Genomic DNA, 16,642 nt, shown 5'->3' with positions numbered 1-16,642 from the left:
GCGGTGACCATCGAAGGATTGGCGCTCGTTGAGGTGCGCGAGGGCGTGGGCCCGAGAGACGACGCCCATTTCGTCACGGTTCGCGGCGCTGGCGAGGTCGGCTACTACGGTCCGATCAGCGAACGGATCGGCAGGTATGCGAGGGACACGCTGGCGTCAGTGGCGCTGGGGAACGACGCTGCCGACCACCGTGGCCTGCTGATCCGACTGCTGGCAGCTATCGGAACCGCACCTTCCGAGACCGCCTCCTGGGCGGTCGGCGCGGTCGACTGCGCCGCCTGGGACCTGCACGGCCGCGTCGCTGCATACCCGGTCGCCGACCTCCTCGCGACCGGGAGCCCTTCGCCCTTGGTGCCGGCCTACGCCTCGTGGCTCGCCCACGACCTCACCGCATGCGACGACATGGAAACCGTACGCAAGGTCACGGCGGACGGCTGGCGTTTCACCAAGTGGGGGCTGCGCCGAGGAGCCGAGGACTGTTCCGACAGAGCCGCTGCGCGTATGACACGAGCTGTGGAACGCTGCTCCGATGCCATCGGCGCCCCGGTCGCCGTCGACGCCGTCGGCACCTGGACCCCGCCACTGGCCACGGATTTCGCGCGGAGCGTCGATACCGTCGGCCTCCTCTGGCTGGAAGACCCGCTGCCGCACCACGACCTGAACGCCTACGCGCTTGTCACGGCCACCCGCCTGCCTGTCGCCGTCGGCGAGCTCACGCGCTGCGACGAGCCCCCGGGGCCGCTCATCGAGTCCGTTCGACCGACCGCTCTGACCCTGGACGTCGTCGGCTGCGGCGGTCTGACCCGCGCAAGGCAGATCCTCGAACTCGCCCTGTCGCAGAACGTCCCCGTATACCCGCACGGCCGCTCGATCGTCCCTGGCCTCCACCTCGCTGCGGCCTTCCCTGAGGCAGCGCCGGCCGTGGAGTACCGGCTCCAGTGGGAGCCATGGCGTCAGCATCTCTACGAGGTGCCGCTCCAGCCCGAGCACGGCCGCATCGGCCTGCCGAGCGCCCCAGGCCTCGGCACCGTCCCGAGGAGTAGTACATGCCCAGCACCTCGATGAACCTCCCCGTTTCCGGCCATATCAGCTACGGCCCCGACGGGCCCCTGCTAGTGCTGTCAAGCCGACTCGATGGACACGACACCTTCCTCACGGGGAGCCTTGACGTCTGGGGTTCGTCGGTTCCCGTCCGCATCATGTCCTTCGACGACGCCACCGTGCTCTATCCCGAGGACCTGGCCGGCATTCTCGAAGCGGGCATGCGGTGGCACGGGACACTCCACCTGCCGCACGGCTTGCGACCGCGGACCGTTCCCCCGGACTTGAAGGAGAGAGCCGCAGATCAGGAGCGGTCCCTCGAAGGGGTGGACGAGGCGGAACTGCGCTATGCCCTGACGTTCCTGTCCGAGTCCACAACCAGCGCCATCCGCCAGGCCCGCGTCGAAGCCATTGTCTCCGCATTGCCGGCGTCTGCCGGGACCCCCGAGTGATCAGGCAAACCTCGCTGCTGGTCACGGTGGACGTCGGCGGAACCCTCGGCGCAACCGAGGGGGCCGGGCTGGCAACGCGCCTGGCCGAACTCTCCCCACTTCCGGCGGAGCGAGCGCGCGCGGTCATGCGGGCCGGCCTCCACACTCGGCCCGCACTCACCGATGAGCTGGTGGCCGATGTCTGCAAGGAGTTGGAGATTCCGCGTGAAGCGTTTCCCCACGAGCTTGCCCCGGCTCCGTTCCGTCTCTTTCCCGGCACGGTAGAAGCCCTGTGCCGCCTCAGTTCTGTGGCGACCGTGGTCACGCTGTCGAACGTCACCTGCGTCGACTCCGACACCGATGGGCTGCGCGAGCTCCTCTCCCCATGGGTGAGCGACTACTTTCCGTCCTGCCGCATCGGCCACACCAAGCCGGACCCGCGCGCCTTCCAATCCGTCATCGACCATTGCGGAATCGTCGCGGATCGAGTGGTCCACATCGGCGACGACTGGACCTGCGACATCGTGGGGGCTGTGGAATCCGGCATCAAGCCCGTCTGGGTCTCCCGCAGACGTCGGATTCCCGATGAATCCTTTGTCATCGACCACGCCGTACTGGTCGCCACCGACCTGGCGGCGGCCGCCGAGCACATCGAACACCTCACAGATGGGAGCGACGCATGAGTCTCTTCACCGGAACCGCTACGTACTACCGTTGGTACCGCCCCGGCATTCCGGACGAGGTGGCGTCGGTCCTCGACCACGCCGCCCCAACACGTCCCAAAAGTGGGCGCCGCCTCCTGGACCTCGGTACCGGGACCGGCCTGGTTGCCGAAGCCCTGCTGGATCGCTTCGACGACATCATCGGCGTCGACAGCGACGCCGACATGCTGGCCGCCGCCGAGTCGGCGCTGCGGCCCACGCTTCCCGAGCACTCCCGCTTGTCCCTCGTCCAGAGCACGGCCGAGGACTTCACTCCGCCCACCGGCTGGCAGGCCGAGCTCGTCACCGTCTGCCGCGCGTTTCACTGGCTCGACCAGGGCGCGGTCCTGTCCCTGTTGGACGAGCAGGTCGCTCCCGGCGGCGTGGTCGCCATCTTCAGCGACAGCAGCTTCTGGGCCGCCGGCAGCCCGTGGAAGGAAGCCGTCCGTGACGTCGTGCAGAGCTTTCTCGGCGAGGAGCGGCGCGCGGGTTCCGGTACGTTCCAGCACCACAACCGCCCCTATAGCGACCTCCTGGCGGAATCACCCTTCGACGAAGTCGAGGAAGTCCGCGTACCCGTCGAGCGCACCTGGACCGCGGAGAGCATCCTCGGCTACCTCTACTCCACATCCTTCGCCGCACCCCACCTCTTCGGGGACCGGGTGAGGGAATTCGAGGCCACGATGAAAGCCCAGCTGGCCGAGTTCAGCGACGACGATACGTTCCCCGAGGAGAACGCGTTCCTCATCCGTCTGGGACGGCGCAGCAGCGATGTCGGCTGAGAGCGAGGAGCGATCCTATGGGCGGCTGACCGCACCGCGCCTCACGGCCGAACTGAGCGAACGGTCGCTCCTTTGCCTGCCTGTCGGCTCGCTGGAACAGCACGGCCCGCACCTGCCGCTCAACACCGACACGGTCATCGCCGAACGCTTCGCCACCTACCTGGCCGCCGAGGCCGTTGACCGGCACAACCTGTGGGTCGTGCCTCCGGTGCCCTACGGGCTCTCCCCAGAGCACGCGTGGTCACCTGGCACCATCACTCTCGACGTGCCGCTCTACACCGCGCTGATCGATGCGCTCGTGGGGGAGTACGCCCGCTCCACGCCAGTCCGTGCGTTACTCATCGTCAACGGCCACGGCGGCAACAGCGGCGCGCTAGAGGCACTTGCGCACCAGCTCCAACGAGCGCACAGCATCGCCACTTGTGTGGTCAACCCCAGTTCCCTCGCCGCCAGCCAACGTCGGAGCGATGGTGAATTGCCCGAGGTCCACGCCGGCATCCGCGAGACCTCCCTGATGCTCGCCCTCGCCGCCGACCACGTACGGCTGGACCTTTTCCCGAACGGGTCCTTCCCCGATCCAGGCCAGCGTGAGGAGTTCCAGCGCATCGCCCTCGGCCGGAGCATCACATGGCCCTGGTCATCGGACGACCCCGCGATCTCCTCGCACGGCGTCATCGGCGGCGACCCGCGCCAAGCGACCGCGGCACACGGCCAGGCGCTCCTCGCTACTGCCCTGCATGCGTGCGTCGGCGTCCTCGACCGGCTCGTCGCACTCATAGCTCACGAACCGAGTGATCTACGGAGGACCCATGCCCCTCACTACTGAAGAGAAGGCCACCTTCAAGCAAGACGGAGTACTCGTGCGCCGTGGCCTGGCTAACCCAGAGCAGGTCAAACGAGCCGTCTCCTTGATCGAATCGTCGTATCGCGAGGCCATGGCGCCTGATGACATCCCCGCGTATTCTCAGCGCACCTTCGCCCCCGAGCTGGCCGAGCACGCCGAACTGCTCGCCCTGTACACGGAGACCGGCGCGGCTGCACATGCCGCCGACCTGCTCGGCGACACCAGTCCGGTCACAACCGCCCAGGTCCAGATCCGCGTGCCCGAAAGCGAGTTCCCGGGCGTGCAGGCGGAGAAGGCCATGCATGTCGACGGGGTCTCCTGTCCCCACCTGGATCCGCGGGAACTGCGCACGTTCTCCCTGCTCGTCGGCGTCGTGCTGTCTGACATCAGCGACCCGCGGGGCGGGGCGCTGCGCTACCTGCCCGGTGGCCACCTCGCCATGGCGCGTTGGTTCGCCGATGAGTGGTCACTCGGAATGACCCAACAGGTTCCGCCCGAAATCGACCGCGAAAACGGGACCCCGTTCCTCGGCAGGCCTGGGGACGTACTGCTCATGCACCACCTCGTCCCGCACTCGGTGGCACGCAATCTCATGCCGTTCCCCCGGGTGATGGCGTACTTCCGCGTCTCCCACCCGGATCATGCGGGCCGTCGGCTCGAAGCTCTCTGCGACCCCTGGCTGGACTACCCGCCCCTCGCGGACGTACCCGCGTCGAACTTCGAGGAGTAGCACCATGCACACCGTCCACCCCGACGAACTCGACGCCGCAACCCGCGCCATCGAAGCCGGCGAGCCGGTCATCGTCCCCACTAGGCCCTGTTTAAGAAGCCCTGGTTGATCGGGCTTGCCCGGCATGTCGGGACTGCGCACAAGCGAGGTCTCCGGTAAATGGAGCAACGACCAAGCAGCCCATCTACACGGAGACCTCGGTGGCCAGGGTACCGATCGGAGGACGTAAAGACCTGACCGACAAGCAGTGGCGGGCCCTGAAACCGCTGCTGCCCCCGCGACCCGCAGGCGGGAGGCCGCCGACATGGACGCGGCGCCAACTGCTGGACGGCATCCGCTGGCGCACCCGCGCCGGTGTGCCCTGGCGCGACGTGCCCGAACGCTACGGCCATTGGCAGTCGGTCTACCATCTGCTGCGGAGCTGGCAGCGCGCCGGGATCTGGGCGCTGATCGCGGCCAAGCTGCGGGCCTGGACCGATGCCGCCGGGCTCATCGGCTGGACGGTCGCGGTCGACTCCACCACCTGCCGTGCCCACCCCCACGCCGCCGGGGCGCGCCGCCGTCCCGGCCGCCAGGCCGAGCCGCCCGGCGACGAACCCGGCGACCACGCGCTGGGGCGTTCGCGCGGCGGGTTCTCCACCAAGCTCCACCTGGCCGGAGAGCAGCACCGCAAACCGCTGTCGGTGGTATTGACGGCGGGCCAGCGCGGTGACAGCCCGCAGTTCGCGCGGGTTCTGGAGCGCATCCGTGTGGCCCGCTCCGGGCCGGGGCGCCCGCGTATTCGGCCCGAGCGGGTGTTGGCCGACAAGGCCTACTCCTCGCGGGCCAACCGGGCCTACCTGCGGCGGCGCAAGATCCCGGCGACCATCGCCGAGCCCCGCGACCAGCGGTGCCATCGCAAGGCGAAGGGGTCGGCGGGCGGCCGGCCGCCGAGGGTGGACCGACAGGCGTATAAGCAGCGCCACGTGGTGGAGTGCGGGATCGGGCGGCTCAAGCAGTTCCGTGCTGTGGCCACCCGCTTCGACAAGCTCGCCCTGCGCTACGAGGCCACGATCCAGGTCGCCGTGATCGACATCTGGCTGCGCGACCTCGCAGCGACACCTTCTTAAACAGGGCCTAGCCGCTGGTACATGGTCTGTGCCGACGCCAGCAACGCGGAGGCCTGCGGCAGCATCTTCAAGGCCAAGCGTCGCCCCAGCGGCAAGTCGCTCGCCTACGTCGCCCCCTCCCTCGCCGTCTGTGAACAGCGTTTCCAGCTCGGAGCTGAGGCCAGAAAACTCGCCCAGCAGTTCTGGCCGGGCGATCTGGCACTTCTCCTACCGTGGCGGCACCCTGAGGACGCAGCCCAGCACACAGCCGTGGGTTCACCCGGGCTCGCTACTGTGGCTTCCGGCGTCCTCGGCGAGCTGGCAGCGCGGACGGCGGTCCCTGTCGCTGCAACCACGGCCAACATTTCCGGCGACGCCGGCCCGGAGGACCGTGGTCCTGCTGTGACCCTCGACGAGGTCCACGACTTCCTCGCGGCGTCCGGCGTCACCGCCCCCGTCATCGTCGACGGAGGGATATGCCCGGCTGCCAATCACATGACCATAGTGGATTGCTTCACCGCTGAGGCGAGAGTCGTACGCACCGGCCTCGTTCACCAACGAGCACTCGCCGCGGCTCTCGGACGGGAGCTTCGGCGATCCTGATGGGACGTGGCAGGAGCGGATGGCGCCGGGCCACCCGCTCCCAAACGTCGGGCAGGAGCGCACCAGCCGCGCCGTGGAATTCCGAGTCGTCCATAGTCTGCCTCCGATCCACCTACCCGACTCCTCCAGCACCGGAGGCGGGACTGCAAGTTAATCGGCTCTGCCTCCCGGCGTCGAGATCGTCGTCCGCGACGACTCGCTGACCTACGCCCAGGCCGTGCGCCGCACCCTGCCCGACGCCCAGCAGGTCACCGACCGATGGCACCTCTGGCACAACCTCGCCGAGGCCGCCGCGCAGGAAGTCGCCGCCCACAGCGCCTGCCGGGCCAAGGCCCAACGGGGACGTTGGCTACAGCTCGGCGGCCCGAGCGGCGGTGAGGAAGGCGTCCCACTCGCCGGCGGGGAAGGAGAGATGTCCGGCCTCGGGATGCTTCGAGTCGCGCAGGGCCGCGCCGGCGGGGAGGTCGGCTACTTCGACGCAGTCGCCGTTGACGCCGCTGTAGCTGCTCTTGCGGAAGGACGCGGGGACGTGGGCGACCTCAACACAGTCCACGCGGTCGCTGCTGTAGCTGGACTTGAAGAAGGCCAATGGCTCAATAGTCATGCTGATGCTCGGACTCCATGATCTGGCGGACGAACTCTAGGGTATGCGGTGCCCGAAGCGCGGCTGAGTTCAAGTTGGCGAAAATCGTCACGAACCGCTGCACAGAGGCCGCATCTTGCACAAAGAGGCTATCGGTGGCGGTTTCGGTGTAGACGATGCTGGGGTCGGCCGAGGCTGGAAAGTCCAAGATCACGAAGGAACCCGCGAGTCCGGCGTGCATTCCGGCGGTGAACGGCAGGACCTGGATGTCCACGTTGTGGCGAGTCGCGATGTTGAGCAAGTGCTGGAGTTGGCCACGCATGATTTGGGGATCGTCCAGCTTCCGACGAAGCGCAGCCTCGTCGATCACTGCCCAGAGCTGAGGCGGGTCGTGGCGGTTGAGGATCTGCTGGCGCTGAAGTCGGGCGTCGACGTGCCTTTGGACTTCGCTCTCTGTATATGCGCGGCCGGCCCGAAACACAGCTTCGCTGTACTCGGGGGTCTGAAGCAGCCCTGGGATGACCTGGCACTGGTAGGTGCGGATCATCGAAGCTTCGACCTCGAAGTCAGGCAGTGCGTTGCCTCCGAAGACGTCCTTGTACTTGGACCACCAACCTTGCTCCTTCGACTCTCGGGCGAGCTCTTGGAGCGCCTCTCGCACCTCGCCCGGAGCCTTGTACAGGTTAGCGAGCGCATCTATGTCGCGGACTTTGATGCGCCTGGCCTCTGCGGTCTCGATGTTGCTGAGGGTCGAGGCAGGCACGCCTGCCTGCTTGGCCGCTTCCGAAAGCTTGAATCCCTGGGACTCGCGTAGTCGCCGAAGCTCTGTCGCCAAGCGGCGTCGCCGAACTGTGGGGCTGAGGGGTTGGTGCATGGGCATGATCCTACGAGACGTGTGCTCGAAAATCGAGTCATGTCATTGACAACCCGAAATTCGAGTTTCACTATGTGTATGTAACAGGTCACCGCTCCACCACCCAGCGCACCCAGTGGCCAAGCTACTAACCGCCCGTCGTCCTGTCCGGAAAACGGTCCCACCCACGGGCGCCCGCTCCACACACCCGCGCACACACCCGCACCAGGCTCAAGGAGTCCTCATGCCGGCCACCGCTGCTCTCAATCAACTACAGTCCGTGACTGTACCGCTCGCTCTGCTCATCCCGTGGCAGCAGCAGCACTACTTCGACCCCTCCGCCCCGCGCACGCGGTTCCGCAGCCGCGCCTTCACCTTCTGGGGCGACACCGCACTGTTCCCCCTGGTCCACGCCTTCCTCGGCGCGTGCGCGGCCGGCCAGGGGCCCGACTACCGCTACGTCTTCGACCTGCTGGGCACCGAACTCGCGGCAAACGCCGTCCGCCACTCCCGCTCCGGCCAGCCCGGCGGCAGCTACACGCTGCGCGTGGACCGCACCGCCGACGGGATGACGCTGACCTGCCGGGACGGCGGTACCCCCGACATCGGCCTCTGGGACCGCCGCGACCGCGCCCACCTGGCGCCCGATCCCCGCGGCCTGGATCCCGACGCCGACGGCGGGCGGGGACTGGCCCTGGTCGACGCCCTGGCCACCGGGTGGGGCGACAACGGCCTGCCCACCCACCGCCACGTGTGGTTCCACCTGGCCTACGACCTGACCGGCGGCCGGTGGTTCGGCGCTTGAGCCTCCGGCCCCAAGCGCCGACCCCGCCCTCGACGACGCGGACCGGGGCGGCCCTCCCCCACCGGCCGCCCGGCCCGCACCTCCTCTCGGGAAACCTCCTACAGCAAGGGAACCGATGTTCAACATCACCGCCGCACCCGCGCCTGCCGCGGCCGTTTCCTCGACGACCGCCCGGAACGAATCCGCGGATACGCACGCCGCCGTTCGCGTGCCCGCGCAGGCGCGCCCGCCCCGTCCCGACGGCGGCCGTTCGGCCCCCGCCCCGGGGGCGACCTGCCCGTCGTGTGCCCATCCGCCCTGCCGCACCCGACGCTCCGCGCGCCAAGTGCCGCGCCGCGGCCGCACCGCCGAGTTCGCCGCCGAGCACCGCACTGCCGCCGCGATCCAGGCGCAGTACCCCCGCCTGGCCGTGTGGTTCGGCCAGGCCACCCGGTCCTACTGGGCCCTCACACCCGCCGGCCTCGTCGAAGCGCCCGACTCCGACACCCTGATCCTGGCCCTCTGGGCCGACACCGCCGCCCGGACGTCGAAGACGCGGGGGTGAACGTTTCGCGGTCCGTACCCGTCGCAGGAGGAAAATCGGGAAGGACCGGCATATGACCGATCGCAGTACCTCCCCCGGGCGGCGGATCCGTCGGCCCGCGTCGGCGGCGGGCCCTGCTGCGGCCGCCGCGGCCTGCGCAGGAGCGGTGGCCGTGCTTCTGGCGACCGCTCCGGACGGCGCGGGCACCGGCCCCGTCGAGGACCGGGCACTGTCGGGGCCGGAGCGGATCGCCTGCGCACAGGTGATCGTCGAAGGCGACGTCACGTCGGTGCGCCCGGGCGGACGGCCGCATACCGTGACGCTAGAGCTGGCGGCGACCGACTGGATCGTGCCCGCCTCCGGCGAAGGGAAAGCGCGTCTGACCGTGCCCGACCCCGCCTACGGCGACCTCGACGGTGCCGTCGAAGCCGGCACCCGCGTCCTGGTCTGGGCCTCGCGGCGCCCGGCCGAGGCCGCCACCGTCCGCCGGGGCGCGGACATCGCCGAGTACAGGGCATCGCTTCGGCAGGACATGCCGCGGAGTCGCGAAACCGCCTGCCCGGACTGGTGGCGCGACCACCTCGACGACCTGGCCGCCGACACCGCCGCCCGGCAGTAGCGGCGCGCGTCCCGGGCGGCCCCGAGGCCCGCGCGCGGTCCGGAGCGCCCGCACGGCGTCCGGCGGTCGGTCCGCAGCCGGGGCTGCGGACCGACCGCCGTCGGACGCCGCACCGCTACGCCTGCCGGGCGCAGCGGAATCCGGTGTTGCCGATGGAGGAGTCGGGGGCGATTCCCTGGCGGCCGCTGACCCGGTACCGGCGGCAATAGGACTCGTGGCACAGGTAGGAACCGCCGCGGGCGCTGCGGCGGGCCCCCTCGGCGGGTCCGCTCGGGTCCCGCCGCGTGTCCGTGGCGGCGGTGCCCGGGTCGAACCGGTCGCGGCACCACTCCCACACGTTGCCGGTCATGTTGTACATCCCGAACCCGTTGGCCGGGAACGTGTCGACCGGGCAGGTGCCGTACCACCCGTCGGCGCGGGTGTTCTCCCGGGGGAACGCCCCTTGCCACACGTTCATCCGGTGCTCGCCCGCGGGCTCCAGCTCGTCGCCCCACGGGAAGGCGCACCCCCGGATGCCGCCGCGGGCGGCGTACTCCCACTCGGCTTCGGTGGGCAGCCGCAGCCCCGCCCAGTCGCAGTAGGCCTGGGCGTCGTTCCACGACACGTGGACCGCCGGATGGTCGGCGATGCCGTCGGTTCCGGACTGCGGGCCGAACGGGTGGCGCCAGCTCGCGCCCTCCACCTGGCGCCACCAGGGGGTACCGACCACGCCGCGGGTGGGCGGGAAGTCGTCGGGCAGCAGCCCGCCGAACACGAAGGACCACCCGAAGCGTTCGGCCTCGGTCCGGTAGCCCGTGGCGTCGACGAACGCGGCGAACTGCGTGTTGGTCACCGCCGTCGGGCTGATCCAGAACGGGCTGAGCTCGACGGTGCGGACGGGCCCCTCGCCGTCGTCGGGGTAGGCGCGGTCGTCCTCACTTCCCATGAGGAACTCCGCTCCGTCGAGGAACACCATCCCTTCGGTACTGCCGGTGCCGCCGCCCGCCGCAGGCGCGCCGCCCGGGGAGGGGGCGGCGCCCCGCCGATCCCTGGACGGGGCGCAGCACGATCCGGTCTCCTCACTCATGTGCCGCTCGGAACTGCTCGCGCTCGGCCTCGCTGTCGGAGTCGCTGCACAGGTCGTCGCCGAGGTCGACGCGCACCCGGCGCAGCCGACCGGTGAAGGCGTTGTCGGCCGTGGGGTAGTCGTCGGTCACCGGCGAGAGCCGGTCGACGCCGAGGTCGAAGGTCTCGTCGAAGGCGAAGTAGTACGGGATGGTGCCGTCCACCCGGCCTTCGGCGACCCGGGTGCCGTCGACCAGCAGGGACGCGTGTCCGCCCTTGCCGACGCCGCCGCCGTCGTAGGAGAAGTCCACGCGGACCTCGTGCTCTCCGGGCGACAGCGGCTCGTCGTCGGCGACCGTGTGCACCTGCAGCCCGAAGTAGTTGTAGGCGTAGCGCGCGCATCCCTCGTGGACGTACAGCGACCACCCGCCGAACCGGCCGCCCTGGGCCACCAGCACGCCGTCGGCCCCGCCTTCGGGGACCTCGACCCACGCGGTGACGGTGTGCGAACGGTTCTTGACGTTGGGAGCGGTCTCCTCGGTGAGCCGCAGCCCGGGCCCGTCGAACGTGACCGTGCTGCGGTCGCCGAACAGGTCGAGGCGCCCGGCTTCGCGCGGATTCTCCCGCTCGGTCATGCGGTCGTCCAGCGGAAGCACGTTGTACTTGGCCGCCTCGGAGAGGAACAGCTGCTGCAGCTGGTGCAGCCTGCCGGGATGCTCGGCGGAGATGTCGCGCGCCTGGGTCCAGTCGACGTTGGTGTCGTAGAGTTCCCACACGTCGTCGTCGAAGTACCGGCGGCCGGTCTGCACCATCTCCCAGGGCGTGCCGTGGCGGGTGACCGCCATCCAGCCGTCGTGGTAGATGCCGCGGTTGCCGACCATCTCGAAGTACTGCAGACGGCGGCGGTCGGCGGCGTCGGCCTCGTTGAAGCTGTAGAGCATGCTGGTGCCCTCGACGGGCTGCTGGGCGATCCCGTCCACCGAGTCGGGCTCGGGTACCCCGGCGGCTTCGAGGATGGTCGGCAGCACGTCGATCACGTGGTGGAACTGGTGGCGCAGACCGCCGCGTTCCGAGATCCCGTTGGGCCAGTGCGTGATCATGCCGTCGCGCGTGCCGCCGAAGTGCGAGGCGACCTGCTTGGTCCACTGGTAGGGCGTGTTCATCGCCAGCGCCCACCCCACGGGGTAGTGGGCGTGGGTCGTCTCGTCGCCCAGCGCGTCGTCGTGGGCGTTGATGAACTCCGGGCTGTCGGGAATCCCGCTGGCGTAGCGGTGCTCGTTGAGGGTGCCGCCCAGGCCGCCCTCGGCCGACGCGCCGTTGTCGCCCAGGATGTAGATGAACAGCGTGTCTTCGAGCTGACCGCTCTCCTCCAGCGCGGCGACCAGGCGTCCGACCTGCGCGTCGGTGTGCTCGGCGAAGCCGGCGTAGAGCTCCATCAGCGAGGCCGCCGACCGCTGCTCCTCCTCCGACAGCTCGTCCCAGTGCGCCACGCCCTCGGCCCACGGCGCCAGCTCGGCGTCCTGCGGGACGACGCCGAGCTCCTTCTGCCGCTCCAGGGTGATCTCGCGCTGGCGGTCCCACCCGTGGTCGAATTTGCCGCGGTACTTCTCCCGGTACTCCTTGGGCACGTGGTACGGCGCGTGGGTGGCGCCGAACGGCAGGTAGGCGAAGAACGGGACGTCGGGCTTGAGGCTGTGCTGCTGACCGACCCATTCGACCGCCCGGTCGATCAGGTCCTCGGACAGGTGGTAGCCCTCTTCCGGCGTCGTCGACGGCTCGGTGGGGACGGTTCCGTCGAACAGCGCGGGGTACCAGTGGTTCATCTCGGCGCACAGGAAGCCGTAGAACTTCTCGAAGCCCTCACCGGTGGGCCAGCGGTCGAACGGGCCGGCCGGGCTCACGTCGCGCGCGGGGGTCTGGTGCCACTTGCCGAACGCGCCGGTGTTGTAGCCGTTGGCCCGCAGGGTTTCGGCGACGGTCGCGGCGCTGCGCGGGCGGATGCCGGAGTAGCCCGGCGCCGCGCTGGACATCTCGGTGGTGACGCCCATCCCCACCGAGTGGTGGTTGCGCCCGGTCAGCAGCGACTGGCGGGTGGGCGAGCAGACCGCGGTCACGTGGAACCGGGTGTAGCGCAGACCGTCGCGGGCCAGCCGGTCGGCGGTGGGCATCTCGCACGGTCCGCCGAACGCGCTGGGTGCGCCGAAGCCCATGTCGTCGAGGAGGACGAGCACCACGTTGGGTGCGCCCTCCGGCGGCCGCAGCGGGTCCGCCGGCTGGTACGGCGGGTCCTGCTCGCGGGCGTCGATCGACGTGGCCGGAGCGTGCCCCCGCCCCTCGATCGGCAGGTTGTTCCGATTCGGACCTGAATCGCGCAAGGAGTTCTCCTCTCCCGTTGTATGGGGGATCCTGACGTTTCCGGGGGCCGTGGTGCGGCGGCCCCCGGTGGTGCGATCACGCCGGTGCCGGCTCGGCTTCCGGTTCCTTCCGGCGGCCCTTGGGGCGGACCAGCGCGAGCAGGGCGGCCACCGGCCGGCGGCGTGCGCTCCCGCTGCGTCCCACGACTCCGGTGACCCGGTCGAGGAAGATCGCGAGGACGACGACGGCGATGCCGCCCTCGAAAGCGGTGCCGATGTTGAACTGCGTCACGCCGTTGACGACGACGCCGCCCAACCCTTGGGCGCCGACCAGTCCGGCGACGACGACCATCGACAGCGCGAGCATGATGACCTGGTTGACGCCGGCCATGATGGAGGGCAGGGCCAGCGGCAGCTGCACCTCGCGCAGCACCTGCGCGGGGCGCGATCCGAACGCGCGGGAGGCCTCCAGGACTTCGCCGTCGACCTGGCGGATGCCCAGTTCGGTGAGCCGGACCGCCGGCGGGATGGCGAACACCGTGGTGGCCGCGATGCCCGGGACGACGCCGATGCCGAACAGGAACACCGACGGCACCAGGTAGACGAAGACCGGCAGGGTCTGCATGAAGTCCAGGACCGGGCGCGCGACGAAGCTGACCCGTGCGCTGCTCGCGGCGAGGATGCCGACGGGCACGCCCACGAGGACGGAGGCGGCGGCCGCGATGATCACCACCGCGAGCGTCTCCAGCGTCTGCGGCCACAGGTCCATGCTGACGACCAGGGCGAACGCGAGCACCGTGAACAGGGTCAGGCCGATGCTGCGGGTCGCGGCGATCATGAGGACGGCGAAGATCGCGATCAGCACCGCCGAGGGCGGAGCCGACAGCACGGTGTAGACCGTGTTCACCATGAACAGCAGCGCCGAGGAGACGACGTCGAAGAACCCTCCGGCGTTGTCGGTGAGCCACTGGAGACCGGCCTCGACCGCGTCTCCGACGGGGATCCTACCCACGCTCGACCACCTCCTCGGGAACCGCGGCGATCGCATTCATGACCCGGCTCCGCGGTAGGACGCCGACCAGGCGCCGCTGGCCGTCGACGACCGCCAGCGGCGCCGCGTGGCCCCCGGTCAGGTGGCAGAACTCGACGATCGGGGTGTCGCCGGAGACCGCGGCGTAGTCGTCGCGGACACACGAGCCCAGGTCGGGCTCGCGCTCGTCCGCGGCCCGGACCAGGGCCTCGGCGGTGGCGACGCCGGCGATGCGGCCGTCGGCGTCGGTGACGTAGGTGCACGCTCCGGGCGCCCGCTCCAGCCGGGCCAGTACGTCGGCGGGGTTCTCGTCGACGGCCGCGGTGACCCACGGGCTCTGCATGACCGTGCTCGCCGTCAGCCCGCGCGTGCGGTCGACGTCGGATACGAAGTCGCGGACGTAGTCGGTCGCCGGATCGGAGATGATCTCGGGTCCGGTGGCGAGCTGGATGGGCCGGCCGTCCTTCATCACCACGATCCGGTCGCCGATGCGCATGGCCTCGTTGAGGTCGTGGGTGACGAAGACGATGGTCGTGCCCAGGTCCTGCTGGAGTTGGAGCAGCTGCTCCTGCATGGCCCGCCGGGTGAGCGGGTCGAGCGCGCTGAACGGCTCGTCCATGATCAGGACGTCGGGGTCGGTGGTCAGGGCGCGTGCGAGCCCCACGCGCTGCTTCATCCCCCCGCTGAACTCGTCGGGGTAGGCGTCTCCGCGATGGGCGAGCCCGACCTGGTCCAGCGCCGTGTCGGCGCGTTCGAGCCGCTCGCGCTTGCCGACGCCGCGGGCCTTGAGCCCGTAGGCGGCGTTCTCCCGGACCGTGCGGTGGGGGAACAGCGCGAAATGCTGGAAGACCATGCTGATGCGCCGGTTGCGCAGCTCCCGCAGCTCCGGGCGCGTCATGCTGCCGACGTCGGCGCCTTCGAAGGAGACGGTGCCCGCGGTGGGCTCCACCAGCCGGTTGATCATCCGTACGACCGTGGACTTGCCGGACCCGGACAGGCCCATGACGGCGAAGAGCTCTCCGCGTCCGACAGTGAAGGAGACGTCGTCGACGGCGAGGACGCCGCCGGCGTCGCGGACCGCGCTTTCGCGGTCGCTTCCGGATTCGAGTGCCCGGCGCGCCCGGGCCGGCGCGAGATCGAAGACCTTGGTGAGATTGCGGATTTCGATCACGCGGTGGCCTCCGCGGGATCGCCCTCTGCGGTCTCGACGCCCTCAAGCCACTTCTGGACCGTGTCGGGGTTGTCCTCGACCCACTGGCCGGCGACGTCGGCGGCGGACCGGTCGTCCTGGCTCACGCTGTAGACCCAGTCGGACGCGGTCTCGCGGTCGATCTCCATCTGGGACAGGAAGCGCGCCACGTTCGGGTTGTCGTCGGAGAATCCTTCGCGGGACGCGGCGCGGATCTCGCCGGCGCCCGGCCAGACCTCCTCGGGGTCGTCGAGGTAGACGAGGTCCCACTCGATGTTCATCCAGTGGGGTTCCCATCCGAGGAACACGACCGGCTCCTCCTGCTCGGCCCGCTTCTCGACCTCGGCCAGCATCGCCGGTGTGCTCGACTCCACGAGCGTGAAGTCGCCGAGCCCGTAGGCGTCGTCGTCGATCGCCTGCTGGATGGAGTTGTTTCCGGGGGACCCGGGCTCGATCCCCAGGATCTCGCCGTCGAACTCTTCGGCGCTGTCCGACAGGTCGGCCAGGGAGGTGACGCCGTGCTCCTCGGCGACGTACTTCGGCACGGCGGGCTCGTAGGTGACCCCGGTGACGAGCGTGGACATGACTTCGACATCGCCCTTGTCGATGGGGTCGGAGAACACCTCCTCCTGGCTGGGCCACCAGTTGCCGAGGTAGGCGTCGGCGTCTCCCTTGGCGAGCGCCTGGGCGGTGAGCGGGACCGAGAGGTCCTCGATCTCGACGCTGTAGCCGGCCCCCTCCAGAACCTGGGCGGCGATCTCGTTCTCGACCATGAGGTCTTCCCACGGCTGCTCGACGAGGGTGACCTTCGTTTCGGCACCGCCGTCGGAGCCGAAACCGCCACCGGAGCCGCCGTCGGAGCCGCCGCAAGCGGCGACCATCAGGGAGCTGAGTGCGATGACCGAGGCCGATGCGACACGACGCTGCATCGAATCCATATCTTTACTTCCAATCCAGTCGGAGAAAATCACGGCGGCGCAGATCCTTCAAGGCGCCCCCGTTCGGCAAGCGCGCGTGCACTTCCCATTTCCACCTTCCTTTGCCATGCGAACACCGAGGGCGGCCTCCTCGCTACCCGGCGAAGAGGCCGCGAAATTGGCATTGAACGATCATGACGCAAAAAGAACAGGACATCAACACCTACTCCAATAGAAGCCATATCGATCTTTGTTTGTCCGTATAGAACGATTCTATAGAAGAATATAGAAAATACACATTCAATTCAACGACCCCCTACTGGAGAGCGCTGACCTGCCCTAACGTACCCGCACACCGGTCGTCGGCCGCATTCCCGGACCGTTCGGCGCCCGCGCGCGGATCCGGCGGAGCTCGGGCTGCCGCTGCCGCCGGAGCCCCCGCGGCCCCGGCGGCAGGACCGCACGTCCGACACTCCAGCGCCCCCGGAGGTTGCGGATCCCGAAC

General features: G+C 69.6%; 18 protein-coding genes and 1 pseudogene. 12 read left to right on the top strand and 7 right to left on the bottom strand.

What is annotated here, in order from left to right; genetic code table 11:
* Positions 1-3: 3 nt before the first annotated feature.
* The 9 genes and pseudogenes from HNR25_RS17840 to HNR25_RS17800 all read left to right on the top strand — a co-directional run.
* The gene (locus HNR25_RS17840; protein ID WP_184636962.1) at positions 4-1,065 is read left to right on the top strand and encodes an enolase C-terminal domain-like protein; all 1,062 of its coding nucleotides are present in this window, start codon (positions 4-6) and stop codon (positions 1,063-1,065) included.
* Complete coding sequence (locus HNR25_RS17835; RefSeq protein ID WP_184636960.1) at positions 1,047-1,493, top strand: hypothetical protein; 447 nt, start codon at positions 1,047-1,049, stop codon at positions 1,491-1,493. Before HNR25_RS17840 ends, HNR25_RS17835 begins: the two co-directional genes overlap by 19 nt.
* Positions 1,490-2,155: an HAD family hydrolase gene (locus tag HNR25_RS17830; protein ID WP_184636958.1), complete on the top strand. Its 666-nt coding sequence runs from the start codon at positions 1,490-1,492 to the stop codon at positions 2,153-2,155. The genes HNR25_RS17835 and HNR25_RS17830 overlap by 4 nt, the downstream gene beginning before the upstream one ends.
* Positions 2,152-2,955: a class I SAM-dependent methyltransferase gene (locus HNR25_RS17825; protein WP_184636956.1), complete on the top strand. Its 804-nt coding sequence runs from the start codon at positions 2,152-2,154 to the stop codon at positions 2,953-2,955. Before HNR25_RS17830 ends, HNR25_RS17825 begins: the two co-directional genes overlap by 4 nt.
* Positions 2,945-3,781: a creatininase family protein gene (locus HNR25_RS17820; protein ID WP_184636954.1), complete on the top strand. Its 837-nt coding sequence runs from the start codon at positions 2,945-2,947 to the stop codon at positions 3,779-3,781. Before HNR25_RS17825 ends, HNR25_RS17820 begins: the two co-directional genes overlap by 11 nt.
* On the top strand, positions 3,765-4,529 hold the full coding sequence (locus HNR25_RS17815) for a phytanoyl-CoA dioxygenase family protein (RefSeq protein WP_184636952.1): 765 nt from the start codon (positions 3,765-3,767) through the stop codon (positions 4,527-4,529). The genes HNR25_RS17820 and HNR25_RS17815 overlap by 17 nt, the downstream gene beginning before the upstream one ends.
* 200 nt (positions 4,530-4,729) lie before the next feature.
* Positions 4,730-5,638: an IS5 family transposase gene (locus HNR25_RS17810; RefSeq protein WP_184634998.1), complete on the top strand. Its 909-nt coding sequence runs from the start codon at positions 4,730-4,732 to the stop codon at positions 5,636-5,638.
* A 21-nt stretch (positions 5,639-5,659) separates the two neighbouring features.
* Positions 5,660-6,220 carry an L-threonylcarbamoyladenylate synthase gene (locus HNR25_RS17805; protein ID WP_184636950.1) on the top strand — a complete coding sequence of 187 codons (561 nt, stop codon included), beginning with the start codon at positions 5,660-5,662 and terminating at the stop codon, positions 6,218-6,220.
* A gap of 166 nt (positions 6,221-6,386) precedes the next feature.
* Positions 6,387-6,584: pseudogene (locus HNR25_RS17800) on the top strand (transposase); the annotation flags it as partial.
* On the opposite strand, the gene HNR25_RS17795 reads toward HNR25_RS17800, so the two are convergent.
* Both HNR25_RS17795 and HNR25_RS17790 read right to left on the bottom strand, forming a co-directional pair.
* Complete coding sequence (locus tag HNR25_RS17795; RefSeq protein WP_184636947.1) at positions 6,570-6,824, bottom strand: DUF397 domain-containing protein; 255 nt, start codon at positions 6,822-6,824, stop codon at positions 6,570-6,572. The pseudogene HNR25_RS17800 and the gene HNR25_RS17795 overlap by 15 nt on opposite strands.
* Positions 6,814-7,677, bottom strand: a complete 864-nt coding sequence (locus HNR25_RS17790) for a helix-turn-helix domain-containing protein (protein WP_184636945.1) — start codon at positions 7,675-7,677, stop codon at positions 6,814-6,816. The genes HNR25_RS17795 and HNR25_RS17790 overlap by 11 nt, the downstream gene beginning before the upstream one ends.
* A gap of 259 nt (positions 7,678-7,936) precedes the next feature.
* Here HNR25_RS17790 and HNR25_RS17785 point away from each other — a divergent pair, with 259 nt between their 5' ends.
* From HNR25_RS17785 to HNR25_RS17775, 3 genes are all read left to right on the top strand, one after another.
* The gene (locus HNR25_RS17785; protein WP_312862601.1) at positions 7,937-8,461 is read left to right on the top strand and encodes an ATP-binding protein; all 525 of its coding nucleotides are present in this window, start codon (positions 7,937-7,939) and stop codon (positions 8,459-8,461) included.
* A gap of 325 nt (positions 8,462-8,786) precedes the next feature.
* Positions 8,787-9,005, top strand: coding sequence for a hypothetical protein (locus HNR25_RS17780; protein ID WP_184636942.1), 219 nt, complete (start codon positions 8,787-8,789; stop codon positions 9,003-9,005).
* A gap of 52 nt (positions 9,006-9,057) precedes the next feature.
* Positions 9,058-9,603 (top strand): hypothetical protein, encoded by a 546-nt coding sequence (locus HNR25_RS17775; protein ID WP_184636940.1) that lies wholly within the window; start codon positions 9,058-9,060, stop codon positions 9,601-9,603.
* 115 nt (positions 9,604-9,718) lie between these two features.
* Here the strand turns inward: HNR25_RS17775 and HNR25_RS17770 are convergent, their stop codons facing one another.
* From HNR25_RS17770 to HNR25_RS17750, 5 genes are all read right to left on the bottom strand, one after another.
* Entirely contained in the window at positions 9,719-10,669 is a 951-nt protein-coding gene (locus HNR25_RS17770) for a formylglycine-generating enzyme family protein (RefSeq protein WP_184636937.1), read from the bottom strand.
* Positions 10,662-13,022, bottom strand: coding sequence for an arylsulfatase (locus HNR25_RS17765; protein ID WP_184636935.1), 2,361 nt, complete (start codon positions 13,020-13,022; stop codon positions 10,662-10,664). The genes HNR25_RS17770 and HNR25_RS17765 overlap by 8 nt, the downstream gene beginning before the upstream one ends.
* Positions 13,023-13,098: 76 nt before the next feature.
* Complete coding sequence (locus HNR25_RS17760; protein ID WP_312862600.1) at positions 13,099-14,013, bottom strand: ABC transporter permease; 915 nt, start codon at positions 14,011-14,013, stop codon at positions 13,099-13,101.
* Positions 14,006-15,202, bottom strand: coding sequence for a quaternary amine ABC transporter ATP-binding protein (locus HNR25_RS17755; RefSeq protein ID WP_184636931.1), 1,197 nt, complete (start codon positions 15,200-15,202; stop codon positions 14,006-14,008). The genes HNR25_RS17760 and HNR25_RS17755 overlap by 8 nt, the downstream gene beginning before the upstream one ends.
* The gene (locus HNR25_RS17750; RefSeq protein WP_184636929.1) at positions 15,199-16,158 is read right to left on the bottom strand and encodes an ABC transporter substrate-binding protein; all 960 of its coding nucleotides are present in this window, start codon (positions 16,156-16,158) and stop codon (positions 15,199-15,201) included. Before HNR25_RS17750 ends, HNR25_RS17755 begins: the two co-directional genes overlap by 4 nt.
* Positions 16,159-16,642 lie beyond the last annotated feature (484 nt).

It is taken from the genome of Streptomonospora salina, from assembly GCF_014204715.1.
Lineage (GTDB): Bacteria > Actinomycetota > Actinomycetes > Streptosporangiales > Streptosporangiaceae > Streptomonospora > Streptomonospora salina.
Note: the sequence above shows the minus strand (reverse complement) of the source record. Positions and strands in the feature narration are given on the sequence as shown.